The sequence below is a fragment of the Aquipseudomonas alcaligenes NBRC 14159 genome (assembly GCF_000467105.1).
Taxonomy (GTDB): Bacteria; Pseudomonadota; Gammaproteobacteria; order Pseudomonadales; family Pseudomonadaceae; genus Aquipseudomonas; species Aquipseudomonas alcaligenes.
Map to the genome: position 1 here is coordinate 34,929 of NZ_BATI01000024.1, position 23,395 is coordinate 58,323.

The following is a 23,395-nucleotide window of genomic DNA, read 5'->3' on the forward strand; positions in this document are numbered from 1 at the left end:
GTACCTGGTTGGTTGATGGTGCATACCAGGTACGTGATGTGTTTCTTTTTACTGGTCTCTCCCGCTGGTGTAGTCAGTGGTGATAGGTAGTGGTGGTTACTATTGATTATTAAGAGTAGATAGTTAATAGCTATATCAATAGATGCAGCCCTAACCAGAGCCGCCCCTCCCGATCAGGCCGGGCAATGGGGAGCATCATTGCCAAGCCTGTCGAGAGATTTTCCGTACTGAGCGCTGGGGGAGTTAGCTGAGAGCAGAGCCCTACCAGAACGGCATAAGCGCCATGACCAGCCGAAGCCGGTCATGGCGGAAAGTTTACTTGGCGACGCTCAGATGGTTGCTTGGACGTGTGGCGGATCCCTCAGCCATATCCCGCTCCTCGATTCTTGCCAGGATCCAATCTTCGACTTCCGATTGGATCCAGCCCACGCCTCGGGTATTCGGCACATCTATACCGCCAGGGGCCAGACTCACAGGCTTGGGGAAGATTCCGTCCGCGATGTATTTGTAAATAGTTGACCTGGCAAGACCGGTCGTATCGAGTACTTCTTTTAATCGCATTATACGCATGAGCAGGCTCCTCTCTATGGCTCAGAGGATGTGCTGGGTCTGTCAAAAATTAACCGACTGAAGCCTACCCAAGCCCCGCCAACACAACTCACGACCATCAGAAGCCCTGACTAGTCACTGGCCGCCAGCACAGCCACGCCGATAGATCCTTCCACTGAAGTCGTCCCCTATTAAAGCAGCCAAGCAAACGAGCATAAGAGCCTGTTGCTGCGCTGTCCGCATCTGATAAATGTCTGTCCTCCTAAAACACCATCTGAAGGCTGATCAAGGCACGAAACCACCGAAATTCAGGGGTTCCTATGATTGTCAGACATCTATAAATAATCTATTTTTATTCTTTTTAAGAGATAGATTTGATCTATTAATTGACTAGAAATGTACTTAAATTGGTCTAGGATTATTCTTTAATACATCTTGATTTGGACCAATACGATGGCATTTAACGATAATGACAATCTTTCCAACATACTCAGCGACTGGAGACTCGACGATAGGGAGGTGACATGGCTATGGCTAACCTTAAAGACGAATCCAAAATTCGAGCTCGCCGATTGCCAGCTGAACAGCGCAACCATGCGCGATGAAATTTATAAGGTGATGAGTCAGGAACCAGCGCTTCGATGGCATCTAAACGACGCGAAGGCGAGAACGCTTCTGCCAGAGGAAGCATTCAAATGGATCGACAAGGCAGGAAGACAGCCAAAGTGGCTGACAGCTCAAGCCCAAAAATTACTCGGTAAAGAAGTCGTAAGCAGCGTTTTCCAGATGCTCACTGACAAGGCAAAGCTGATTGCCCTTTTTGATCTTTGGGATGAGAGCTTCGACGAAAAAAAGAGAACACTGAACCAACTGTCCAACAGCTGGAATAGGCAGCTGAAGACCGACAAGCTATTCAGCTGGTTCAAGGATGACGATGAACATGAAAAATGTGCTCTAGCCTGGAGCTGGATGGAAAAAAACAAGTCTTGGCTGACATGGCGAGCAGCGCCCTTTACGAAGCTCAATGAGATGCTGGAGTTCTTCGACCTCAGCGAAGCATCCGCCGAGGAAAAGGAGCTCTACATCGAGAAAATAAAGAGACGCTGGAACACCCAAAAAACGCGCGAGAAGGCCACCGAGAGGAAGCAGTACAACTTTGTACTCCCTATCAGCGTCAATGCAGTCTTGGACAAACTGGCTGAGGATCGCCAGCTATCACGAACACGGGTCCTGGAGCTGCTTATCTTGGGCGAGGAACAGCACGAACTGTACCTCCCCAAACCTCCCTCGACATGAGCCATCTGAAGCCTCGAAAAGCCAGTGGCACAAAAAGTGGCACAAAATTCGGGAGAGACAGAAAACCATCAGGCATAAAAAAATCCAGTCACCGTTAAGTGACTGGATTTTCTAGGGTTTTTTGGTCGGGACGGAGTGATTCGAACACTCGACCCCTTGCACCCCATGCAAGTGCGCTACCGGGCTGCGCTACGCCCCGACGATGCTTCCGTGTTACCGGAAGCGAGGTGGACTTTACAATAAGCTGCTGAATTGTGGAAGTTTTTTTTACTGCAGGGCACTTATTTACGGAGTACCAGCAGAACATCCTCAAGCTCGGCAATCATCTGCCGGATCAGCTGCCTGTACTGGGTGGTGTCGTCCTTGGCCTCGTCGCCGGAGAGACGCTGACGCGCCCCGCCGATGGTGAAGCCCTGGTCGTACAGGAGCGCCCGGATCTGGCGGATCATCAGCACGTCTTGGCGCTGATAATAGCGACGGTTACCCCGCCGCTTCACCGGATTGAGCTGGGGAAACTCCTGCTCCCAGTAACGCAAAACATGAGGTTTGACGGCACAGAGGTCGCTGACTTCGCCAATGGTGAAGTAGCGTTTGCCAGGGATAGGCGGCAGCTCGTCGTTATGACTTGGTTCCAGCATATGCCTCTACTCTGGCCTTCAATTTCTGGCCCGGACGAAAGGTGACGACACGGCGAGCCGTGATCGGGATTTCTTCGCCTGTCTTGGGATTGCGACCTGGGCGCTGACGTTTATCGCGCAGGTCAAAATTGCCGAAACCGGACAATTTGACCTGCTCGTTGTCTTCCAGCGCGTGGCGGATTTCCTCGAAAAACAGCTCCACCAACTCCTTGGCTTCCCGCTTATTCAGGCCAAGCTCTTCATACAGACGTTCCGCCATTTCAGCTTTCGTCAGAGCCCCCATACGCTACTTCCTTAACGTGGCGTTGAACCTTTCTTCCAGCGAGGTGATGATGTTTTGCGTAGTTGTACTCACCTCATCGTCGTTAAGAGTGCGCGATGGATGTTGCCAGGTCAAGCCGACTGCCAGGCTTTTTCTATGCGGATCAATACCTTTACCGTGATAGACGTCAAATAGCTTGAGGTCAGTCAGCCATTCGCCTGCAGCCTCGCGAATGGTGGCGAGCACGGCTTCGGCCGGCTGTTCGCGATCCACCAGCAACGCCAGGTCACGGCGCACCTCGGGGAAGCGCGACAACTCGCTGAACGCCGGCATGCGCCCGGTGGCGACTTCGGCCAGTACCAGCTCGAAGAGGAACACCGGCTGATCCAGACCGAGGGTCTTGGCCAGCTCCGGGTGCAGTGCCCCCACGAAGCCGACCAGGCGCCCTTCCCGCTCGATGCGCGCGGTCTGGCCCGGATGCAGAGCCGGGTGCTCGCCCGGTACGAAGCTGAATGCAGCGGCGGCGCCGGCATAGCCCAGCAGCGCCTCGACGTCGGCCTTGAGGTCGTAGAAGTCCACGCTCTCGCGGCCGTTGGCCCAGCCTTCCGGCAGGCGGCTACCGCTGATCACACCCGCCAGCATGGCTTCCTGCTTCAGCCCTTCGAGCTGACCGACAAAACGCAGGCCGCTCTCGAACAGACGCACGCGCGATTGCTGGCGATTGAGGTTGTGCTCCAGCGCCCTGACCAGACCCGGCCACAGCGAGGAACGCATGGCGGCCATGTCGGCGGAGATCGGGTTGGCCAGTTGCAGCGGCGCCACGCCCGGATTGAACAGCTCGAACAGCTTGGGATCGATGAAGCTGTAGGTGATGGCTTCCTGATAGCCGCGCGCCACCAACAGGCGACGCAGGGCCGGCAGCTCGGCACGGGCCTCGGCCTTGGCCTGCGGAGCCAGACGGGCCTGCGGGTAACGCACCGGCAGGCGGTTGTAGCCGTACAGGCGGCCCAGCTCTTCGATCAGGTCCACTTCCAGGCTGATGTCGAAGCGGTGGCTCGGCACGCTGACCAGCCACTGGCTAGCGCCCTGAGCGGTCACACCCAGGCCCAGCGCGGTGAGCAGGCGCTCGACCTCGGCACCGTCCATGTCCATGCTCAGCATCTGGCTGATTCGTTCGGCACGCAAGGTGATCGGCGCAACGTTCGGCAGGTCGGCGGCGCTGGCCACTTCGATGATCGGACCGGCTTCGCCGCCGACGATCTCCAGCAGCAGCGCGGTGGCGCGCTCCATGGCGTTGCGCGCCAGCTGCGAGTCCACACCACGCTCGAAGCGGTGCGAGGAGTCGGTGTGCAGGCCATAGGAGCGGGCCTTGCCGGCCACCGAGATGGTGTCGAAGAAGGCGCTTTCGAGGAACAGGTCGCGGGTCTTGCCGCTGACACCGCTGTGCTCGCCACCCATCACGCCGGCGATGGCCAGGGCGCGGTTGTGGTCGGCGATCACCAGGGTGTCGGCGCGCAGGCTGACTTCCTGGCCATCCAGCAGGACCAGCTTCTCGCCCTCTTCCGCCATGCGTACGCGGATGCCGCCGTTGATCTCGGCGAGGTCGAAAGCGTGCATCGGCTGACCGAGCTCGAGCATCACGTAGTTGGTGATGTCGACGGCGGCGTCGATGCTGCGGATATCGGAACGACGCAGGCGCTCGACCATCCACAGCGGAGTCGGCTTGGACAGGTCGACGCTACGGATCACGCGACCCAGGTAGCGCGGGCAGGCCTTGGGCGCCAGCACTTCAACCGGGCGCACTTCGTCATGCGCGGCGGCGACCGGCGCGATGGACACCGCGGTGACCGGCGCGCCGTAGATGGCACCGACTTCGCGGGCCAGGCCGGCCAGCGACAGGCAGTCGCCTCGGTTGGGGGTCAGGCCGATCTCGATGCTGGCATCGTCCAGGCCCAGGTAGGCACGGACGTCCTGGCCGAGCGGAGCGTCCGCCGCCAACTCCATCAGGCCGCTGTTGTCGTCGCTGATCTGCAGCTCGGAGGCCGAGCAGAGCATGCCCTGGGACTCCACGCCGCGCAGCTTGGCCTGCTTGATCTTGAAGTCGCCCGGCAGCTCGGCGCCGATCATGGCGAAGGGGATCTTGATGCCGGCACGGGCGTTGGGCGCTCCGCAGACCACCTGGAAGGTGGCGCTGCCATTGCTGACCTGACACACGCGCAGCTTGTCGGCATCCGGGTGCTGCTCGGCACTGAGGATCTCGCCCACTACCACGCCGCTGAACTGGCCGGCGACCGGGATCACGGCGTCCACTTCCAGGCCGACCATGGACAGGCGGGCCACCAGTTCGTCGCGCGAGACCGCCGGGTTTACCCAGCTGCGCAGCCACTGTTCACTGAATTTCATGCTGTCTGTTCTCCATTAAGCGAATTCGATACGGGGCATGCGGCTAGCGGAATTGCGCCAGGAACCGCAGGTCGTTATCGAAGAACAGGCGCAAGTCGTTGACGCCGTAACGCAGCATGGCTAGGCGCTCGACGCCCATGCCGAAGGCGAAGCCCTGGTACTTCTCCGGATCGATGCCGGACATGCGCAGCACATTCGGATGCACCATGCCGCAACCCATCACTTCCAGCCAGCCGGTCTGCTTGCACACGCGGCAGCCCTTGCCGGAGCACATCACGCACTGCATGTCGACTTCGGCCGACGGCTCGGTGAAGGGGAAGAAGGACGGACGGAAACGCACGCCCAGCGGCTTCTCGAAGAACACCCGGAGGAATTCCTCGATGGTGCCCTTGAGGTCGGCGAAGCTGATGCCCTCGTCGACCAGCAGGCCTTCGACCTGGTGGAACATCGGCGAGTGGGTGATATCGGAGTCGCAGCGGTAGACGCGGCCGGGGCAGACGATGCGGATCGGCGGCTGCTGCGATTCCATGGTGCGCACCTGCACCGGCGAGGTATGGGTGCGCAGCAGCATATTCGCGTTGAAATAGAAGGTGTCATGCATCGCCCGCGCCGGGTGGTGGCCGGGGATATTGAGCGCCTCGAAGTTATGGTAGTCGTCCTCGACTTCCGGACCCTCGGCCACGTTGTAGCCGATATGGGTGAAGAACTGCTCGACGCGCTCGAGGGTGCGGGTAACCGGGTGCAGGCCACCGGAGGCCTGACCGCGGCCCGGCAGGGTCACGTCGATACGCTCGGACGCCAGCTTCTCGGCGAGCAGAGCCTGCTCAAGCACGGTTTTGCGGGCGTTCAGGGCGTCCTGAACCTGGTTCTTGGCGGCATTGATCAGGGCGCCGGCCTGCGGGCGTTCCTCGGCAGAGAGCTTGCCAAGGGTCTGCATCAGGGCGGTCAGCTCGCCCTTCTTGCCGAGATACTGGACCCGGAGCTGCTCCAGGGTGTTCACATCTGCGGTGCTTTGCACGGCCTCAAGCGCTTGCGAGACCAATGCATCCAGGTTTTCCATGTACGGACTCCAGATACGAAATAGGGGAAGAGCTTGAAGGCTCTTCCCCTATCTTTGACGTTGCCACCGGGCAAGCCCGGTGATTGTCGGGGGACTTAAGCCAGAACGGCCTTAGCTTTCTCGACAATCGCAGCAAACGCCGCTTTTTCGTTCACTGCCAGATCGGCCAGAACCTTGCGGTCGATTTCGATCGACGCTTTTTTCAGGCCAGCGATCAGACGGCTGTAGGACAGACCGTTGATGCGAGCACCAGCGTTGATACGAGCGATCCACAGAGCGCGGAACTGACGCTTGCGCTGACGGCGGTCACGGTAGGCGTATTGGCCTGCCTTGATCACAGCCTGCTTGGCAACGCGGAACACGCGCGAACGCGCGCCGTAGTAGCCTTTGGCGAGTTTCAGGATTTTCTTGTGACGGGCACGAGCGATAACGCCACGCTTAACACGAGCCATGAGTAATAACCTCTAAAATATCTTGACCGAATTAACGAACGCGCAGCATGCGCTCGACTTTTGCCTTGTCCGACGGATGCATCAGCTCGCTACCGCGCAGTTGACGCTTACGCTTGGTGGACATTTTGGTCAGGATGTGGCTCTTGAAAGCGTGCTTGTGCTTGTAGCCAGCAGCGGTCTTTAGGAAACGCTTGGCTGCACCGCTCTTGGTTTTCATCTTTGGCATGTTTAGTACTCCGCATTCATTAACAACTGATAACCATCAGGCCTGCCAGTGCCCGGGAGGTTATTTACGCTTCTTGGGAGCGATGACCATCATCAGCTGGCGTCCTTCCAGCTTGGGATGCTGTTCGACGGTGCCGATTTCGGCGAGGTCGGCTTCGACCCGCTTCAACAGCTCCATCCCCAGCTCCTGGTGGGCCATCTCACGACCACGGAATCGCAAGGATACCTTGGCCTTGTCCCCTTCATTAAGGAAACGTACCAGGTTGCGTAGCTTTACCTGGTAATCCCCTTCTTCCGTCCCTGGACGAAACTTGATTTCTTTGATCTGCTGCTGGTGCTGATTCTTCTTCGCAATCGCAGCCTGCTTCTTTTTCTCGAACAGGTGTTTGCCGTAGTCCATGATTCGGCAAACTGGCGGTACCGCGTCAGCCGAGATCTCTACCAGATCCAGCTTGGCTTCTTCAGCCACGCGCAATGCCTCATCAATCGAAACAATACCGATCTGCTCGCCATCCGCACCAATCAGGCGGACCTCACGAGCAGTGATGTTCTCGTTGATCGGGGCCTTGGGGGCGGCCCGCTTATCCTGTCTCATTTCACGCTTAATAATGATTACTCCGAATCTTGGCGACCACGCCGGGAAACCGCTTGCTTGAGCTGATCGGCGAACTGTTCCAGAGGCATGGAGCCTAGGTCGACACCTTCGCGGGTACGCACAGCAACGGATCGTGTCTCAACTTCCCTGTCGCCAATAACCAGGAGATAGGGAACCTTGAGCAAAGTATGCTCTCGGATTTTAAAGCCGATTTTTTCGTTTCTCAAGTCCGACTTGGCACGGAATCCGCTTTGGTTGAGAGTTTTCTCGACTTCCAAGGCGAAATCGGCCTGCTTGTCGGTGATATTCATGATCACCGCCTGGGTCGGAGCCAGCCAGGCCGGGAACGCACCGGCGTAATGCTCGATGAGCATGCCGATGAAGCGCTCGAAGGAACCGAGAATGGCGCGGTGCAGCATCACCGGGCGCGTACGGCTGTTGTCTTCGGCGATGTAGTTGGCATCCAGGCGCTCTGGCAGGTTCGGATCGTACTGCAGGGTACCGCACTGCCAGTTACGGCCGAGGCAGTCCTTCAGGGTGAACTCGATCTTCGGGCCGTAGAAGGCACCCTCGCCCGGCTGGTATTCCCAGGCCAGGCCAGACTCGTTCAGCGCATCCGCCAACGCGGTTTCAGCACGATCCCACAGCTCGTCAGAACCCACGCGCTTGGCCGGGCGGGTCGACAGCTTCATGGAGATGTCGGTAAAGCCGAAGTCGGCGTAGACCTGCAAAGTCAGCTTGATGAAGTCGGAAGCCTCTTTCTTCACCTGCTCTTCGGTGCAGAAGATGTGCGCGTCATCCTGAGTGAAACCGCGCACGCGCATGATGCCGTGCAAGGCGCCGGACGCCTCGTTGCGGTGGCAGGAGCCGAATTCGGCCATGCGCAGCGGCAGATCACGGTAGGACTTCAGACCCTGATTGAAGATCTGCACGTGGCACGGGCAATTCATCGGTTTCACCGCGTAGTCGCGGTTTTCCGAACTGGTGGTGAACATGTTCTCGGCGTAGTTCGACCAGTGGCCGGACTTCTCCCAGAGAATGCGATCGACCACCTGCGGCGTGCGCACCTCGACGTAGCCGTTCTCGCGCTGCACCTGGCGCATGTACTGCTCCAGCACCTGGTAGACGGTCCAGCCAGCCGGATGCCAGAACACCATGCCCGGCGCCTCTTCCTGCAGGTGGAACAGGTCCAGCTGCTTGCCGATGCGGCGGTGGTCGCGCTTCTCGGCTTCCTCGATGCGCTGGATGTAGGCCGCCAGCTGCTTCTTGTCCGCCCAGGCGGTGCCGTAGATACGCTGCAGCTGCTCGTTCTTCGAGTCGCCGCGCCAGTAGGCACCGGAGATCTTGGTCAGCTTGAAGGACTTGAGGAAGCGGGTATTGGGCACGTGCGGGCCACGGCACATGTCCACGTACTCTTCATGGAAGTACAGGCCCATGGCCTTTTCGTCCGGCATGTCGTCGATCAGGCGCAGCTTGTATTCCTCGCCACGCGCGCGGAACAGCTCGATGACCTCGGCACGCGGCGTCATTTTCTTGATGACGTCGTAGTCCTTGTCGATCAGCTCGGCCATGCGCTTCTCGATCGCCGCCATGTCTTCCGGCGTGAAAGGACGATCGATGGCAATGTCGTAATAGAAGCCTTCTTCGATCACCGGGCCGATGACCATCTTGGCGTTCGGATAGAGCTGCTTGACCGCATGCCCCACCAGGTGTGCGCAGGAGTGGCGAATGATCTCCAGCCCTTCCTCGTCCTTCGGCGTAATGATCTGCAGGGTCGCATCGGCCTCGATCAGATCGCAGGCATCCACCTGCTTGCCGTTGACCTTGCCGGCCAGAGTGGCCTTGGCCAGACCGGCACCGATGGACTGAGCCACCTCAAGCACGGATACCGCATGATCAAACGAACGCTGACTACCGTCGGGAAGAGTAATGGTGGGCATGGCGCCTCCTCTCCTAGTGGTGACCCCTACCAAAGGTCACATGGGTTGGGATGAGCCAGGAAGCGATCCGGCGGTATACCTGCCTGACGATGGCAGGAGCCTTACGGGCCAACCAGAACCGAACCAGAGTCACTGGAGGTAAACAGAATCGCGGATGCTTCCAGAAAGCCTATTCTCTGGCAAGCAGCCAATAAAAAAGGGGTCGTATCAACGACCCCTTTCGGATTTGGTAGGCACAATTGGACTCGAACCAACGACCCCCACCATGTCAAGGTGGTGCTCTAACCAACTGAGCTATGTGCCTGCAATGGAGGCGCATTTTAGGGAGATTCGCCGCGGTGTCAACACCTTTTTTCGCTAAGCCTCTGAAAAAGTGGATTTTTTGCCGCACAGCGGCACGTTGAAAATTTTGCACAGAGGCTAGCCGGCGCATTTTGACTCGGGTAGCATCCGCTCATTCCGTAAAAAATAAAGAACATAGGTTCAAATATGGCGCACACCTCCTACCCCCAGTCCTACTACGCCGCTTCGGCCAATCCGGTGCCGCAGCGCCCGGCCCTGCAGGGCGAGACCGAGACCGATGTCTGCATCATCGGCGCCGGCTACACCGGCCTGTCCACCGCTCTGTTCCTGCTGGAGAACGGCTTCAAGGTCAGCATCGTCGAGGCGGCCAAGGTCGGCTTCGGCGCCTCCGGCCGTAACGGCGGCCAGATCGTCAACAGCTACAGCCGCGACATCGACGTGATCGAACGCACCGTCGGCCCGAAGCAGGCTCAGCTGATGGGCCAGATGGCCTTCGAAGGCGGTCGCATCATTCGCGAGCGCATCGCCAAGTACGACATCAAGTGCGACCTGAAGGACGGTGGCGTGTTTGCCGCCTTCACGCCCAAGCAGATGAAGCACCTGGAAGCGCAGAAGAAGCTGTGGGAGCGCTTCGGCCACACCCAGCTGGAGATCATGGACGCCCAGCGCATCCGTGAAGTGGTCAAGACCGAGAACTACATCGGCGGCATGCTCGACATGAGCGGCGGCCACATCCATCCGCTGAACTTGGCGCTCGGCGAAGCCGCAGCGGTGGAGAGCCTGGGTGGCGTCATCTACGAACAGAGCCCGGCCGTGCGCATCGAGCGCGGTGCCAACCCGGTGGTACATACCCCCGAAGGCCGCGTGAAGGCCAAGTTCATCGTGGTCGCCGGCAACGCCTACCTGGGCAATCTGGTGCCGGAACTGGCGGCCAAGACCATGCCATGCGGCAGCCAGGTGGTTGCCACCGAGCCGCTCAGCGAAGAAGTGGCCAAGAGCCTGCTGCCGCAGGACTACTGCGTGGAAGACTGCAACTACCTGCTCGACTACTTCCGTCTGACCGGTGACCGTCGCCTGATCTACGGCGGCGGCGTGGTCTACGGCGCCAAGGACCCGGCTAACATCGAGGCAATGATCCGCCCGATGATGCTCAAGACCTTCCCGCAACTGAAAAACGTGAAGATCGACTACGCCTGGACCGGCAACTTCCTGCTGACCCTGTCGCGCCTGCCGCAGGTCGGCCGCATCGGCGACAATATCTACTACTCGCAAGGCTGCAGCGGCCATGGCGTGACCTACACCCACCTGGCCGGCAAGATCCTCGCCGAAGCCCTGCGTGGCCAGGCCGAGCGTTTCGACGCCTTCGGCAGCCTGCCGCACTACCCCTTCCCGGGTGGTCGTCTGTTCCGCGTGCCCTTCACCGCCATGGGCGCCTGGTACTACAGCCTGCGCGACAAGCTGGGCCTGTAACACCGACCGCAAACAAAAACGGCGCCCAAGGGCGCCGTTTCTCATTTCAGCGGGGTGCTCAGATGGCCAGGATGGCCTGAGCCAGCTGCATATCGTCCATCTGCAGCGTCGGCTGCTGGCTGCGAATGTGCAGGAAGGCTGCTTCCAGATGTGCACCACGGATGGCGCCGGCACTGGCGACGAAGCTGGCGGCATCATCCTTGGCCTCGCGCACCACCTTGTCGTCGCCGAAGCTGGAAGATGTCACGTCGCTGGTACCGTCCACGGTATTGACGATGCCGTCGGTGGTCACCACGAAACTGGTGGCACCGGCCTGCAGGCTCAGTCCCAAGGCCAGGGCGGCCAGCCAGTACTTGCTTTGCATAGGGCAAACTCCTGTTAGCAGATGAAGCCGTTCTACGAAACGCCTGGCGACATGATCAAGGTATAGCAGCCTCCCACGCAACTGCCGAGCCCACCGCTCATGGTGCTGGCGGGCCGAAATCCTCCATCGCGCCGAAGGTATCGGCGAACTGCTCGCGAATGCGCAGCATCTCCGGCAAGGCCTGGCGGAAAGGCTCGATCAGCCCCGGGTCGAAATGACTGCCGACCTGTGCCTCGATATGGCTGACAGCCGCCTCGATCGTCCAGGCCTTCTTGTAGGGGCGCTCGGTCGTCAGCGCATCGAACACATCGGCCAGCGCGGCAATGCGCGCCATCAGCGGGATGTCCTCGCCCTTGAGTCCGGTAGGGTATCCCGTTCCGTCCCACTTCTCGTGGTGACACAGGGCGATGGCCCAAGCGCTCTGCAACAGCTCGTCGGAGTGCTGGCCGATGATGTCGGCACCGATCCGCGGGTGCCTGCGCATCACCTGCCACTCCTCCTCGTTCAGCTTGCCGGGCTTGAGCAGGATATGGTCGGGAATGCCGATCTTGCCCACGTCGTGCATGGGCGAGGCGTTGTAGAGGATCTCCACGGTCTTTTCCCCGAGGCCGGCAGCAATACCGATCAGGCGGCAGAAATGGCTCATGCGGATGATGTGGTTGCCGGTTTCGTTGTCACGAAACTCCGCGGCACGACCGAGGCGGCGAATGATCTGCTGGCGGGTCTTGAACAGATCGGCGGTGCGCTCGCGGACCTGGCGCGCCAGCTCGCGATTCTGGTCGTAGAGGGCCAGGTGGGTGCGCACACGCGCCAGCACGATGGCGGGATTGACCGGCTTGGTGATGTAGTCCACCGCGCCCAGCTCGAGGCCATGCTGCTCGTCCTCCACCTCGCTCATGGCCGTGATGAAGATGATCGGAATATCGCGCGTATCCGGATTGTCCTTGAGACGCTGGCAGACCTCGTAGCCGTTGAGCCCCGGCATCATGATGTCGAGCAGAATCAGATCCGGCGGATTGGCCGAACCAACGATCTTCAGGGCCTTTTCGCCATTGAGGGCAATCCGGGTGTGATAGTGCGGCAGCAGGATGCTGTTGAGAATATCGATGTTGTCGACGATATCGTCGACCAGCAGAATCGTTGCGCGCGAATCGGTGCGGTCCATCATCTTCCCTTCTCGATACTCAGCGCCTGACGCAGCGCGCTCAGGCCCTGCAGCGCCTCCTCGTAGGCATAGCGCCTGATCAGCTCGGCGAGAGCGTCCGCCTCGCGTCCATGCCCCCGGGCCCGCAGGGCAGGCAACAGCGGCTCCAGCACATGCATCGACTCACCATCATCCTCGTCCAGGAGGCTGTGCAGCCGGTCGAGACCGGCGAACAGCGTCGCGGCATCCAGGTCGGTCGTTTCCTGCGCAGCCGGGGCAAGCGGCTCGGCCAGTCGCAGCGCCGCCTCGATCGACTCGACCAGCCTGGCCAGATCCTGCTCGACTTGCAACAGCATGGACTCGAGCTCGGCCGCCTCACGCGGATGACGCAGAAGACTTTCCAGATCGACCGCGCGCTGCGCCAGCTCACGCGCGCCGATATTGCCGGCCAGCCCCTTGAGCGAATGGACCATGCGCACGGCATCACCCTGCGCCTGCGCGGCAAGCGCCTGACGCACCCGCGCGATGCAGTCGCGCTCGGTTTCACAGAAGCGCCCCAGCAGCCGGCGCAGCAGCGCACCGTCGCCGGCGAGGCGCTGCAGGGCGCTGTCCAGCTCCAGGCCGTCGATCACCGGCAAGCTCACGGCCGCCTGCGGCGCAGGCGCAAACTGCACACCGTGGCCCTTGATCCAACGATTGAGGGTGATGAACAGCTGATTGACATCCAGCGGCTTGGCAATGTGCTCGTTCATGCCGGCATCCAGGCAGCGCTGCCGGTCACCGGCCATGGCGTTGGCCGTCATGGCCAGGATCGGCAGCTGCGCCAGGCCAGGTAGCTGGCGAATGCGCTGCGTGGCCTCGAAGCCATCCATCACCGGCATCTGGCAATCCATCAGCACGCCGTCGTAGGCCTTCTGCACCACCATCGCCAGGGCCTGGGCACCATTGTTGGCGACGTCCACGCGAATACCGGCGCGTCCGAGAATCTCGACCGTCATTTCCTGGTTGACCAGGTTGTCCTCGACCAGCAACAGGTAGGCTCCAGACAGCTGCTGCTGCGCCTGCTCGACTTCCTGGGCGACCTCGCGGCGCCGCGGACGGGCCAGCGCCTCGCGCCCGAAGGCGTTGAGGATGCTGTCCAGCAGTGTCGAAGGTGTTACCGGCTTGACCAGCACGTCCTGCACCTCCATTTCGCCCAGCCGCTCCAGCAGCTCATCGCGGCTATAGGCCGTGACCATGATGAACAGCGGCGTTCCGGAGATCTGTTCATCGTTGCGAATGCGCCGGAGTGCCTCGACACCATCCACACCCGGCATCATCCAGTCCATCAGCACCAGGCGGAATGGCTTGCCGGCGGCATTCGCCTGCTCCAGCTTGGCGATCGCCTGCTCCGCAGAAGCCGCGCTGTCCACCTGGAACTTCAGGGAGACCAGCATGCTGGTCAGAATTTCCCGGGCGGTGGCGTTGTCATCCACCACCAGAATCGCCATCCCCTGCAGGTCATCCGTGCTGATGCTCAGCTGACGCTGCTCCTGCTGCAGCCCGAAGGGCGCGCGGAAATAGAAGCTGCTGCCGACGCCGAGCTCCGAGTCGACCCCGATCTCGCCGCCCATCAGCTGCACCAGGCGCTGGCAGATGGTCAGCCCCAGGCCGGTTCCGCCGTATTTGCGCGAGGTGGAGCTGTCGGCCTGGGTGAAGGCCCTGAACAGCCGGGAAATCTGCTCGGCGCTCATGCCGATGCCGGTGTCCTGAATCTCGAAATACAGCCAGACCTTGCCCTCGCTCTCCTGCTCCAGGCGTATACGCAGGGTGACCTCGCCGCGTTCGGTGAACTTCAGCGCATTGCTCAGCAGATTGTTGAGGATCTGCCCCAGGCGCAGAGGATCGCCTACCAACCCGGTCGGCACGCTGGTGGCAATGTCGAACAGCAGCTCCAGGCCCTTTTCCTGGGCCTTGAGCGTGGCCTGGTCGACCAGGCCGCCGAGAACATCCTCGAGAAAGAAATCGATCTGCTCGAAATGCATCCGGCCGGCCTCGATCTTCGAGAAGTCGAGAATGTCGTTGATGATGCCGAGTAGCCCCTGGGCGGCCGTCTGGATCTTTTCCACGTAGTTGCGCTGGCGCCCTTCCAGTCCGCTGTCCAGAGCCAGGTGCGCCATGCCCATGATCACGTTCATCGGCGTGCGGATTTCATGGCTCATGTTGGCCAGGAAGTCGGACTTGAGGCGCGTGGCCTCCTCCGCCAGCTCCTTGGCACGCGCCTGATCGAGTTCCGCCTGCTTCTGCGCGCTGATATCGATCAGCGTGCCCACCAGGCCGGCGACACGACCGTCGCTGCCGTTGTAGCTGGTCAGGCAGTAGATGGCCGGGTGCAACTGGCCGTCGGCGAGCGGGACGCGTACCTCGGCCGTGTGGCTGCCACCTTCACGGATCACCTTCTGATTGGCTTCCAGGTAGCGGGGAATATCCTCGGCCGGCAGCCCCTTGAACTGCACAACCGTGCGCCCCAGCAGCTCGTCGCGGCTGATCCCGAAGGTATCGAGGAACGCCTGGTTGAAGTCGATGTAACGCATTTCGGCGTCCTTGACGAACACCGGGTAAGGCAGCGTATCGAGCAGAACCCGCTGGAAGGCCAGCTGATCGGTAATCTGCTGGTCGAGGCGTTTGCGCTCGCTGATATCACGGATGGTCACGCAGGCGCAGGGGCTGCGCCCTTCGATCAGCGGCAGGCGGGTTAGGCCCAGCTCCACTGGAAACTCGCGGCCCTGGCGATCAACCGCGCGAAAATCGCCGCTGATGCTGCCCATCGCCCGGGAGCGGTTGGAGCTCATGAACTTGGCGCGCATCTGCGCATGCTGGGGGCGGATATTCGGCGGCACCAGGTCATCGACACAAAGCCCGAGCATGGCGCCATGGACATAACCGAACAGCTGGTGGGCCTTGGGGTTGGCAATCAGGATGGTGCCGCCTTCGTCCACCACCAGCATGCCATCGGGCGCGAATTCGATGATCTGCCGATACCAGGCCTCCGCCTCGGAAAACTGCCGACGCTGGCTGTCGAGCTCCTGCATGACATCGCGGTAGCGACACAGCGCGCGGCTGAGGTCACCGATTTCCGAATGCTCTTCGGCATAGCGGTACTGGATATCGCGCTGGCCGTGCAACAGATGGTCGGTCAGCGTGGTCATCTCGACCAGCGGCTTGAGGACCCGGCGGTGATAGAAGCTGCGTAACGCCAGAGCCACCAGCAGCAGCCCCCCAAGGGTGAGGAGCACGGCAACGTACATGGCCGTGCGGGCATTGCGCTCGACCTGGTTGACCTGCGCCCGCCCCTGCTCGTGCAGCGCCTGTTCTATCGCCTGCAGCGGTGCCTGCACCGCCAGCGAGGCCTGCTGGTACTCCTGGCCGAAGACCTTCTCGATGGCCTGCTTCCAGTCACCGGCACGCGCCAGCGCGAATGCCTGCAACTCGTACTCGCCCATCTGCGTCGATTTGTCCCGGGCCGCCAGTAACTGCATCACGTAGCTTTCCGGCATGCGCTGGATGACGAAGCTCTGCACCACCTGGTCGAAGTCATTCGCCGACTCGCGTAGCGCCTGGTAGTCGCGGTAGTAGAACTCCTCGGTGGTGCTCACATAACTGCGCACCGCCATGCTGCGCTGGTGGGCCAGCAGCTGCAGGTGATTGATCGCGTCACCAGCCCGGTGCAGCTGATCGACCTCTGCGCGGTAGCGGCCATTCAGCTCGAACGCCAGCCATACCGAAACACAGGCACTCACCAGCAGCCCTGCGACCAGCCATGTCAGCAGATTACTTATTCTCGCCAACTTCACCCGGTGAAATCCTCGGAGACTTTCCTGCCTGTATAGCTCAGAGCCCGAGCCGAATGAAATCCCGACGGCGCAACGAGCCCATAGATATCAATATGACATCATTCGAGCCCGTCGCGCGAGAATCCCAGGCAGTGACAGTCGTCACGCAGGTTGCAGCGCCCCGGCTGGCGCTCTATGCAGCACCGCCGGCACGCTCAATGGCGTGGGACGAGAAACGCCAGCACGCCTTGGGTGAACTGTGCAGCCGCCTGCACATTCGACAGGTGTGCCGCCGGCAGCACCAGCAGCTCGGCAGCCGGAATGCCGGACTGCAGGAAGCGGCCATGCTCGATCGTGGTCACCGCATCGGCGTCGCCACAGACCACCAGAGTCGGCGCCTGGATGGCCCGGATCTGCTCGCGGAAATCGGCGTCACGCACCGCCGCGCAGTTGGCGGCATAGCCCTGCGCCGAGGTGGCCGCGAGCATGTCGACCACCGGCGCGACCTGGGCAGGCTGCGCGGCGGCGAACTCGGCAGTGAACCAGCGGGCAACGGAGGCATCACGCAGGGCCAGCATCGCCGCCTGGCCGTCGCGCAGTACCGTTTCGATGCGAGGATTCCAGACCTCGGGCCCGGCAATCTTCGCAGCGGTGTTGCACAGCACAAGGCGCTCGATGCGCTCAGGGCTGTTGATCGCCAGCCACTGACCGATCAGCCCGCCCATGGACAGGCCACAGAAGCTGGCCTGGGCGATATCCAGCGCATCCAGCAGGGCCAGCACATCGCGCCCCAGCTGTTCGATGCTGTAGGGGCCCGGCGTGACCAGTGATGCGCCATGGCCACGGGTGTCGTAACGCAGCACACGGAAATGCCGGATCAGCTCGGGCATCTGCACATCCCACATGTGCAGATCGGTGCCCAGGGAGTTGGACAGCACCAGCACCGGCGCGCCGGCCGGGCCCTCGAGCTGGTAATGCAGGTCGCCGTCGGCGAGTCGTACGCTAGGCATGGAAAACTCCGTTCAGGCCATGCTGCAGGGATCCAGGACACCTGCGCAGGGTTAAGGTTGGCAAGGCCGTGGCTGTCGCAGCAGTACGGCCGAATGATTCAGACACGCTCGACGGCCAGTGCCACGCCCTGCCCCACGCCTACACACATGGTGCAGAGTCCGCGCTTGCCGGCGGATTTCTCCAGCTGGTGCAGGGCAGTCTGCACCAGCCGCGCGCCGCTGGCGCCCAGCGGATGACCGAGGGCGATGGCGCCACCGTTGGGATTGACCCGTGCATCGTCGTCGGCGAGGCCCAGTTCGCGAGTCACAGCCAGGCCCTGGGCGGCAAAAGCTTCGTTCAGCTCGATGACATCGAAGTCGGCCATGGCCAGGTTGAGCCGCTCCAGCAGCTTGCGCACCGCCGGCACCGGGCCGATGCCCATCACGCGCGGGGCAACACCGGCGCTGGCCATGCCCAGCACTTTGGCCCGAGGCACCAGCCCATGCCGTTTGACAGCCTCGGCAGAGGCCAGAATCAGAGCGACCGAGCCGTCGTTGACACCCGAGGCGTTGCCGGCAGTGACACTCTTGTCCGGGCCGTTGACCGGCTTCAGCCTGGCCAGCATCTCCAGCGTAGTGTCCGGGCGCAGATGCTCATCTGCTTCGATCACGGTGTCGCCCTTCTTGCCCCTGATCACCACCGGGACAATTTCCTCGGCGAAGTAGCCGCTGGCCTGGGCGATACCCGCACGTTGCTGGCTGCGCAGGGCGAACGCATCCTGATCGGCGCGGCTGATGCCATAGTCCTCGGCCACGTTGTCGGCGGTTTCCGGCATGGCATCAACACCGTACTGCGCCTTCATCAGCGGATTGACGAAGCGCCAGCCGATGGTGGTGTCTTCGATCTTCTGGCCACGGCCAAAGGCGCTGTCGGCCTTGCCCATCACATAGGGCGCGCGGGACATTGACTCCACACCGCCGGCGATCACCAGTTCGGCCTCACCGCTGGCGATGGCACGAAAGGCCGTGCCGACCGCATCCATACCGGAGGCGCACAGGCGATTGAGGGTCACGCCGGGGATGCTCTGCGGCAGCCCGGCCAGCAACAGGGCCATGCGCGCCACATTGCGGTTGTCCTCGCCGGCCTGATTGGCACAGCCGAGATAAACCTCATCGAGTTGCGCCCAGTCGACCTGCGGATTGCGCTCGACCAGTGCCTTGAGCGGAACGGCAGCCAGATCGTCGGCCCGCACCGCCGAGAGCGCGCCGCCGAAACGGCCGATGGGCGTGCGGACCGCATCGCAGATAAAGACCTCGCGGCTCATTCCTCACCTCCGGCCTGGCCGTGGGCGGCCGCCGTGCGGGCTTCCAGCGCACGCAGGGCCTGCAGCTCGACCTCGGTGGGCGGCGCAGTCTCGATCACCTGCTCGGCGAAACGGATGGCCCAGCCAGTGTGCTCGATCACCTGTTCGCGGGTCACGCCCGGATGCAGCGCGGTGACGATGAACTCATGGGTGCCGGCTTCAGGCTCCATGATGCACAGGTCGGTAATGATGCCCACCGGCCCCTTGCCCGGCAGTCCCAGCTGCTGGCGGTGCTCGCCGCCCTCGCCGAAGCCCACCGAGGTGATGAAGGCCAGTTTGTCGACGAAAGTGCGGTGCGACTGCTTGAGGATGATCAGCACCTCCTTGGCGCTGCCGGCAATCTCCGGCGCGCCACCGGCGCCGGGCAGGCGCACCTTGGGGTTGTGGTAATCGCCGATCACGGTGGTGTTGATGTTGCCGTACTTGTCGACCTGGGCCGCGCCGAGGAAGCCCACGTCGATGCGCCCGCCCTGCAGCCAGTAGCGGAAGATCTCGCCGGTCGGCACCACGGTGTCGGCAGTCTCGGCCAGTTCGCCGTCACCGATGGACAGTGGCAACACGCTCGGTTTGGCGCCGATCGGGCCGGATTCATAGATCAGGACCACATCCGGCGAGGACGTCAGACGTGCCAGGTTGGCTGCCTTGGACGGCAGGCCGATGCCGACGAAGCAGACCGCGCCGTTCTTCAGGCGGCGGGCGGCGGCCACGGTCATCATCTCATTGGTGCTGTAGTCGGTGCTCATCACTTGTCCTCCGCGATCTTTTGCTGGAACTCACTGAAATCCCGGGTGCCACGGATGTACTCATCGATCCAGGCGCTGAAGGCTTCCCGGTCACGGGCAATCGGATCCCAGGCCTGGTAGAAGCGGTTGTCGCGCTCGTAGTAGCCGTGGGCGTAGGACGGATGGGCGCCGCCGGGCACGTGGCAGACCGCGCTCAGCGCCCAGCCCGGCAGGACGCAGGCGTTCATCGGCGCGTTGAGGTCGTCGACGATCTCCTCCACCGTGACGATGCAGCGCTTCGCCGCCAGGGCCGCTTCCTTCTGCACGCCGAGGATGCCCCAGAGCAGCACATTGCCCTTGCGGTCGGCTTTCTGCGCATGGATCACGGTGACGTCCGGACGCACCGCCGGAGTGGCGGCCAGCTTCTCGCCGGTAAAGGGACAGGTGATGAACCTGATGCTCGGGTTGACCTTGGGCAGGTCGGAGCCGGCATAGGCGCGCAGCAAGGCGAATGGCAGACCGGAGGCTCCGGCGACATAGGCGTTGGCCAGGTCGGCATGGCTGTGCTCGTCGATTTCCAGGGCGTTGGGCCACTGTTTTTCGACCGCATCGCGCAGGCGATGCAACGAGCCGACACCAGGGTTGCCGCCCCAGGAGAAGGTCAGCTTGCGCGCGCAACCGGCACCGATCAGCAGGTCGTAGGCCAGGTCCGGCGTCATGCGCACCAGGTGCAGGTTCTGCTTGCCCTGGCGGATGATCTCGTGCGACGCGGCAGTGGGAATCAGGTGAGTAAAGCCTTCGAGGGCGATGCAGTCGCCGTCGTTGACGTGGCGCGAAATGGCTTCGCCCAGAGAAATGATGTCGGCCATCGGGTTCTTCTCGCTAGTGGTACGGGGGCTGCGAGGACGCAGCCGGTATGAAACGAGGTTAGGGTCGGCACCTGGGCGGAACAATGCGCTAACGGCCTTACTGGGCGATTATCGAACCGTTCCGTCCCAGACCTGGCTCACCTCAGAGCAGGGTCCAGGTGTAGTTGAAGACCAGTCGGTTCTCGTCGATGTCGCTGCGGTAGTTGGAGCGCGCGGTGACGTTGCGCACGCGCACGCCAAGCCCCTTGAGCGCACCGCTCTGCACCACGTAGCCGATGTCCAGATCGCGCTCCCAGTCCTGCCCCTCGTAGCGCGAGCCGCCACGGTTGGTGGCCTGGGCATCGACGTTATCGCCTTCGATGTAGCGCACTCCGGCGATCAGTCCCGGCACGCCCAGGGCGGCGAAGTCGTAGTCATAGCGCACCTGCCAGGAGCGCTCGTCGGCCGAGGCGAACTCGTAGGTCGGCACCTCGTTGCCCAGCGGCGAGATGTTGGCGAACACCCGCGGGAAGGCGTTGTCGCCGTCTATGGCCTGGTAGCCGAGGTAGAAGGTGTGGCCGCCGTGTTTGGCCGACAGCAGGGCGAAAGCCGCCTGGTTGTCGATATCGCCGAGCAGGGCCTGGCCGTCCTCGCTCGAGTCGTAGACGCCGAGGTTGGCGCCGAGGGTCCAGGCGCCCAGCGGCTGGCTGTGCTTGAGGCCGAGGAAGCGCTGCTGGTAGATGTCCTCCAGCTGGCCGTACCAGGCGCTGGCGGTCGTGCGCGCAGTGTTGAAGGAATAGTCGCCGCCGGCGTAGTTGAAGGCATCGCTGACCGCGCCGCGCTTTGGCAGATGGCCGAGCATGGCGATCATCTGGTCGTCGCCGGCCTCGTTGCGCAGGCTGGTGGAGTTGAGGTGGCCGGCCTGCAGGGTCAGCCCGGCGATCTCGCTGGAGGTCAGGTTCACGCCCTGGTAGCTCGGCGGCAGCAGGCGGATATCGGAGAACGCCAGCACGGGCAGGTTCGGCTGCAGCTCGCCGACCTTCAGCTCGGTATTCGACAAGCGCATCTTGCCGGCCACGCCCAGGCGGCTGTAGTCATCGGCCGCCTCGCCGTCCTCCTGAACCGGCAGCAGACCGCTGTTGACCCGCCCTCGCCCGCTGTCGAGCTTCACCCCCAGCAGGCCGATGGCGTCGACACCGAAGCCCACCGGCCCTTCCGTGTAGCCGGATTTGACGTTGAGGATGAAGCCCTGCGCCCACTCCTCCGCGCGGGACTGCTGATTCGGCCCGACGATATCGGAGAAGTCGCGGCTGAAGTAGTAGTTGCGCGCCGTGATGCTGGCAGTGGTGTCTTCGATGAAGCCGCCCTCGCCGGCCTGGCTCAGGCTCGGCAGGCAGGCGGCAATGGCGGTGGACAGCAGGCAAAGGCGTGGGGTGTGCGTCATCGTCGTGGTGCTCTTGTTGTTATCCAGGTTGCAGGAACCCGCCCGGCTGCCTCGGGGGCGGCCGGCTCGGGGAATCAGGAAAGGGATCAGTCGCGCGCGGGCACGGCGCGCGGTGCCGGTATTGGCGGCCGACGCAGACGCAGCAGCAGGTGCGCGCCGATACCGAACAGCAGGCCCCAGAAGGCCGCCGACAGGCCGAGGAAACTCACCCCGGAGGCCGTCACCAGAAAGGTGAACAGCCCGGCGTCACGCTCGGCGGCCTCATTCAGGCTGCGCGCCAGCGCCTCGCTGAACGCGCCGTACAGCGCCAGCCCGGCCAGGGCGGCGATCAGCGCCGCGGGAAAGGCGGCGAACAGCGACACCAGAGTGGCGCCACCGATGCCCAGCGCCAGATAGGCCAGGCAGCCGACCACCGCGGCCACGTAGCGCCGCTCGGGGTCCTCGTGGGCCTCGCGGCCGGTGCACAGGCTGGCGGTGACCGCCGCCAGGTTCAGGCCGTGGCAGCCGAAAGGCGCCAGCAGCGCGCCCCCCAGGGCACTGGCGCCGATGATCGGGCTGGCCGGGGTGGCATAGCCGGCATTACGCAGCACCGCCATGCCCGGCATGAACTGCCCGGTGAGCGCCACCAGCACCAAGGGCAGCGCCAGGTTGAGGGTGGCGGCCAGGCTGAATTCGGGGGCGATCCACTGCGGCGTGGCCAGCTGCAGTACCAGCGCCTCGCTGCGCAGCTGGCCGCCGAGCAGGGTCAGTGCCGCGCCCACCAGCAGTACGCCAGCCACCGCGTAGCGTGGCGCCGCGCGACGCAGCAGCAGGTAGGTGACGAACATGCTGGCGATCAGCAGCGGCTGCTCGGGCAGCGCCTTGAACACCTCGATGCCGAAGGCGAACAGGATGCCGGCCTGCAGGCCGGCGGCGATGGAGCCGGGCAGCCGGGCGATCAGCCGGTCGAAGCTGCCGCTCAGGGCGATCAGCAGCAGGATCAGGTTGGCCACCAGGTAGGCGCCGATAGCCTGGTTCAGGCCCAGCTCGGGCAAGGCGCCGACCAGCAGCGCGCTGCCCGGGATCGACCAGGCGATCACCACCGGCGTGCGGTAGCGCAGGCTGAGCAAGAGGCCCAGCACGCCACTGCCGATGGAGATGGCCCAGACCCAGGACGACAGCAGCGCCTGCGACAGGCCGGCGCTTTCCGCGGCGTGGAAAATCAGCACCAGCGGGCCGGCGTAGGAGATGGTGGTGGCGAGCAGCCCGGCCACCAGGGCCGGCAGGCTGAAATCGTTGAGCAGGGCTTTCATGGTCCCTCGCAAGGTCAGGCTGGCACTTCTTGGGAAGCGCTCTTGTTGTTTGTGATGAGCCCCCCGCTCAAAGGGAGAGGTGACGGTACGGCTCATATCAGCGCACGGGCGCTTTAGCCCCCTCTCCCGTTTACGGGAGAGGGCTGGGGAGAGGGTTGGACAGGCAACTCGGTACTGCTTGTTCCCCTCTCCCCCGCCCCCTCTCCCATGAATGGGCGAGGGG

Annotated in this window: 20 protein-coding genes and 2 tRNA genes; 2 read left to right on the forward strand and 20 right to left on the reverse strand. The window is 62.5% G+C overall.

Annotation, left to right across the window (positions count from 1 at the left end; genetic code table 11):
• Positions 1–315 precede the first annotated feature (315 nt).
• Positions 316–570: a helix-turn-helix transcriptional regulator gene (locus tag PA6_RS13785; RefSeq protein WP_021701545.1), complete on the reverse strand. Its 255-nt coding sequence runs from the start codon at positions 568–570 to the stop codon at positions 316–318.
• Positions 571–1,002: 432 nt separating this feature from the next.
• Between PA6_RS13785 and PA6_RS13790 the strand changes: the two genes are divergently transcribed.
• A complete protein-coding gene (locus PA6_RS13790) occupies positions 1,003–1,845 on the forward strand; it encodes a hypothetical protein (RefSeq protein WP_043216706.1) in 843 nt (280 codons plus the stop codon).
• A 122-nt stretch (positions 1,846–1,967) separates the two neighbouring features.
• Here PA6_RS13790 and PA6_RS13795 read toward each other — a convergent pair.
• From PA6_RS13795 to PA6_RS13840, 10 genes are all read right to left on the reverse strand, one after another.
• Positions 1,968–2,044, reverse strand: a tRNA-Pro gene (locus tag PA6_RS13795).
• A gap of 82 nt (positions 2,045–2,126) precedes the next feature.
• A complete protein-coding gene (locus PA6_RS13800) occupies positions 2,127–2,483 on the reverse strand; it encodes a MerR family transcriptional regulator (protein WP_021701547.1) in 357 nt (118 codons plus the stop codon).
• Positions 2,464–2,766 (reverse strand): integration host factor subunit alpha, encoded by a 303-nt coding sequence (gene ihfA, locus PA6_RS13805; RefSeq protein ID WP_002553164.1) that lies wholly within the window; start codon positions 2,764–2,766, stop codon positions 2,464–2,466. Before ihfA ends, PA6_RS13800 begins: the two co-directional genes overlap by 20 nt.
• A gap of 3 nt (positions 2,767–2,769) precedes the next feature.
• Positions 2,770–5,148 carry a phenylalanine--tRNA ligase subunit beta gene (gene pheT / locus PA6_RS13810; RefSeq protein ID WP_021701548.1) on the reverse strand — a complete coding sequence of 793 codons (2,379 nt, stop codon included), beginning with the start codon at positions 5,146–5,148 and terminating at the stop codon, positions 2,770–2,772.
• Positions 5,149–5,191: 43 nt separating this feature from the next.
• Positions 5,192–6,208 carry a phenylalanine--tRNA ligase subunit alpha gene (gene pheS, locus PA6_RS13815; protein WP_021701549.1) on the reverse strand — a complete coding sequence of 339 codons (1,017 nt, stop codon included), beginning with the start codon at positions 6,206–6,208 and terminating at the stop codon, positions 5,192–5,194.
• 95 nt (positions 6,209–6,303) lie between these two features.
• Positions 6,304–6,660 carry a 50S ribosomal protein L20 gene (rplT, locus tag PA6_RS13820; RefSeq protein ID WP_013716023.1) on the reverse strand — a complete coding sequence of 119 codons (357 nt, stop codon included), beginning with the start codon at positions 6,658–6,660 and terminating at the stop codon, positions 6,304–6,306.
• A gap of 31 nt (positions 6,661–6,691) precedes the next feature.
• Positions 6,692–6,886: a 50S ribosomal protein L35 gene (rpmI, locus tag PA6_RS13825; protein ID WP_021701550.1), complete on the reverse strand. Its 195-nt coding sequence runs from the start codon at positions 6,884–6,886 to the stop codon at positions 6,692–6,694.
• 60 nt (positions 6,887–6,946) lie between these two features.
• Complete coding sequence (gene infC, locus PA6_RS13830) at positions 6,947–7,498, reverse strand: translation initiation factor IF-3 (protein ID WP_169919782.1); 552 nt, start codon at positions 7,496–7,498, stop codon at positions 6,947–6,949.
• Positions 7,498–9,420, reverse strand: a complete 1,923-nt coding sequence (thrS, locus tag PA6_RS13835) for a threonine--tRNA ligase (protein WP_021701552.1) — start codon at positions 9,418–9,420, stop codon at positions 7,498–7,500. The genes infC and thrS overlap by 1 nt, the downstream gene beginning before the upstream one ends.
• 227 nt (positions 9,421–9,647) lie before the next feature.
• Positions 9,648–9,724: transfer RNA gene (locus PA6_RS13840), tRNA-Val, on the reverse strand.
• Positions 9,725–9,909: 185 nt separating this feature from the next.
• On the opposite strand from PA6_RS13840, the gene PA6_RS13845 reads away from it, so the two are divergent.
• On the forward strand, positions 9,910–11,193 hold the full coding sequence (locus PA6_RS13845; RefSeq protein WP_021701553.1) for an NAD(P)/FAD-dependent oxidoreductase: 1,284 nt from the start codon (positions 9,910–9,912) through the stop codon (positions 11,191–11,193).
• A gap of 58 nt (positions 11,194–11,251) precedes the next feature.
• On the opposite strand, the gene PA6_RS13850 is transcribed toward PA6_RS13845, so the two are convergent.
• The 9 genes from PA6_RS13850 to PA6_RS13890 all read right to left on the reverse strand — a co-directional run bounded on the left by PA6_RS13850 (position 11,252) and on the right by PA6_RS13890 (position 23,172).
• Positions 11,252–11,557 carry a DUF2388 domain-containing protein gene (locus PA6_RS13850; RefSeq protein WP_021701554.1) on the reverse strand — a complete coding sequence of 102 codons (306 nt, stop codon included), beginning with the start codon at positions 11,555–11,557 and terminating at the stop codon, positions 11,252–11,254.
• A gap of 97 nt (positions 11,558–11,654) precedes the next feature.
• Entirely contained in the window at positions 11,655–12,725 is a 1,071-nt protein-coding gene (locus PA6_RS13855; protein WP_021701555.1) for an HD-GYP domain-containing protein, read from the reverse strand.
• Positions 12,722–16,480, reverse strand: coding sequence for a PAS domain-containing hybrid sensor histidine kinase/response regulator (locus PA6_RS13860; protein WP_052520171.1), 3,759 nt, complete (start codon positions 16,478–16,480; stop codon positions 12,722–12,724). The genes PA6_RS13855 and PA6_RS13860 overlap by 4 nt, the downstream gene beginning before the upstream one ends.
• A gap of 248 nt (positions 16,481–16,728) precedes the next feature.
• Positions 16,729–17,523 (reverse strand): 3-oxoadipate enol-lactonase, encoded by a 795-nt coding sequence (gene pcaD, locus PA6_RS13865; protein ID WP_021701557.1) that lies wholly within the window; start codon positions 17,521–17,523, stop codon positions 16,729–16,731.
• 98 nt (positions 17,524–17,621) lie between these two features.
• The gene (gene pcaF, locus PA6_RS13870) at positions 17,622–18,827 is read right to left on the reverse strand and encodes a 3-oxoadipyl-CoA thiolase (protein ID WP_021701558.1); all 1,206 of its coding nucleotides are present in this window, start codon (positions 18,825–18,827) and stop codon (positions 17,622–17,624) included.
• Positions 18,824–19,609, reverse strand: coding sequence for a CoA-transferase subunit beta (locus tag PA6_RS13875; protein ID WP_021701559.1), 786 nt, complete (start codon positions 19,607–19,609; stop codon positions 18,824–18,826). Before PA6_RS13875 ends, pcaF begins: the two co-directional genes overlap by 4 nt.
• On the reverse strand, positions 19,609–20,457 hold the full coding sequence (locus tag PA6_RS13880) for a CoA transferase subunit A (protein ID WP_021701560.1): 849 nt from the start codon (positions 20,455–20,457) through the stop codon (positions 19,609–19,611). The genes PA6_RS13875 and PA6_RS13880 overlap by 1 nt, the downstream gene beginning before the upstream one ends.
• Positions 20,458–20,599: 142 nt before the next feature.
• A complete protein-coding gene (locus tag PA6_RS13885; protein WP_021701561.1) occupies positions 20,600–21,880 on the reverse strand; it encodes an OprD family porin in 1,281 nt (426 codons plus the stop codon).
• An 86-nt stretch (positions 21,881–21,966) separates the two neighbouring features.
• Entirely contained in the window at positions 21,967–23,172 is a 1,206-nt protein-coding gene (locus PA6_RS13890; RefSeq protein ID WP_021701562.1) for a benzoate/H(+) symporter BenE family transporter, read from the reverse strand.
• Between the last annotated feature and the right edge of the window lie 223 nt (positions 23,173–23,395).

Coding starts and splice junctions, on each gene's coding strand:
- PA6_RS13785 (WP_021701545.1), bottom strand. CDS start 570: ATGCGTATAATGCGATTAAAAGAAGTACTCGATACGACCGGTCTTGCC.
- PA6_RS13790 (WP_043216706.1), top strand. CDS start 1,003: ATGGCATTTAACGATAATGACAATCTTTCCAACATACTCAGCGACTGG.
- PA6_RS13800 (WP_021701547.1), bottom strand. CDS start 2,483: ATGCTGGAACCAAGTCATAACGACGAGCTGCCGCCTATCCCTGGCAAA.
- ihfA (WP_002553164.1), bottom strand. CDS start 2,766: ATGGGGGCTCTGACGAAAGCTGAAATGGCGGAACGTCTGTATGAAGAG.
- pheT (WP_021701548.1), bottom strand. CDS start 5,148: ATGAAATTCAGTGAACAGTGGCTGCGCAGCTGGGTAAACCCGGCGGTC.
- pheS (WP_021701549.1), bottom strand. CDS start 6,208: ATGGAAAACCTGGATGCATTGGTCTCGCAAGCGCTTGAGGCCGTGCAA.
- rplT (WP_013716023.1), bottom strand. CDS start 6,660: ATGGCTCGTGTTAAGCGTGGCGTTATCGCTCGTGCCCGTCACAAGAAA.
- rpmI (WP_021701550.1), bottom strand. CDS start 6,886: ATGCCAAAGATGAAAACCAAGAGCGGTGCAGCCAAGCGTTTCCTAAAG.
- thrS (WP_021701552.1), bottom strand. CDS start 9,420: ATGCCCACCATTACTCTTCCCGACGGTAGTCAGCGTTCGTTTGATCAT.
- PA6_RS13845 (WP_021701553.1), top strand. CDS start 9,910: ATGGCGCACACCTCCTACCCCCAGTCCTACTACGCCGCTTCGGCCAAT.
- PA6_RS13850 (WP_021701554.1), bottom strand. CDS start 11,557: ATGCAAAGCAAGTACTGGCTGGCCGCCCTGGCCTTGGGACTGAGCCTG.
- PA6_RS13855 (WP_021701555.1), bottom strand. CDS start 12,725: ATGATGGACCGCACCGATTCGCGCGCAACGATTCTGCTGGTCGACGAT.
- pcaD (WP_021701557.1), bottom strand. CDS start 17,523: ATGCCTAGCGTACGACTCGCCGACGGCGACCTGCATTACCAGCTCGAG.
- pcaF (WP_021701558.1), bottom strand. CDS start 18,827: ATGAGCCGCGAGGTCTTTATCTGCGATGCGGTCCGCACGCCCATCGGC.
- PA6_RS13875 (WP_021701559.1), bottom strand. CDS start 19,609: ATGAGCACCGACTACAGCACCAATGAGATGATGACCGTGGCCGCCGCC.
- PA6_RS13880 (WP_021701560.1), bottom strand. CDS start 20,457: ATGGCCGACATCATTTCTCTGGGCGAAGCCATTTCGCGCCACGTCAAC.
- PA6_RS13885 (WP_021701561.1), bottom strand. CDS start 21,880: ATGACGCACACCCCACGCCTTTGCCTGCTGTCCACCGCCATTGCCGCC.
- PA6_RS13890 (WP_021701562.1), bottom strand. CDS start 23,172: ATGAAAGCCCTGCTCAACGATTTCAGCCTGCCGGCCCTGGTGGCCGGG.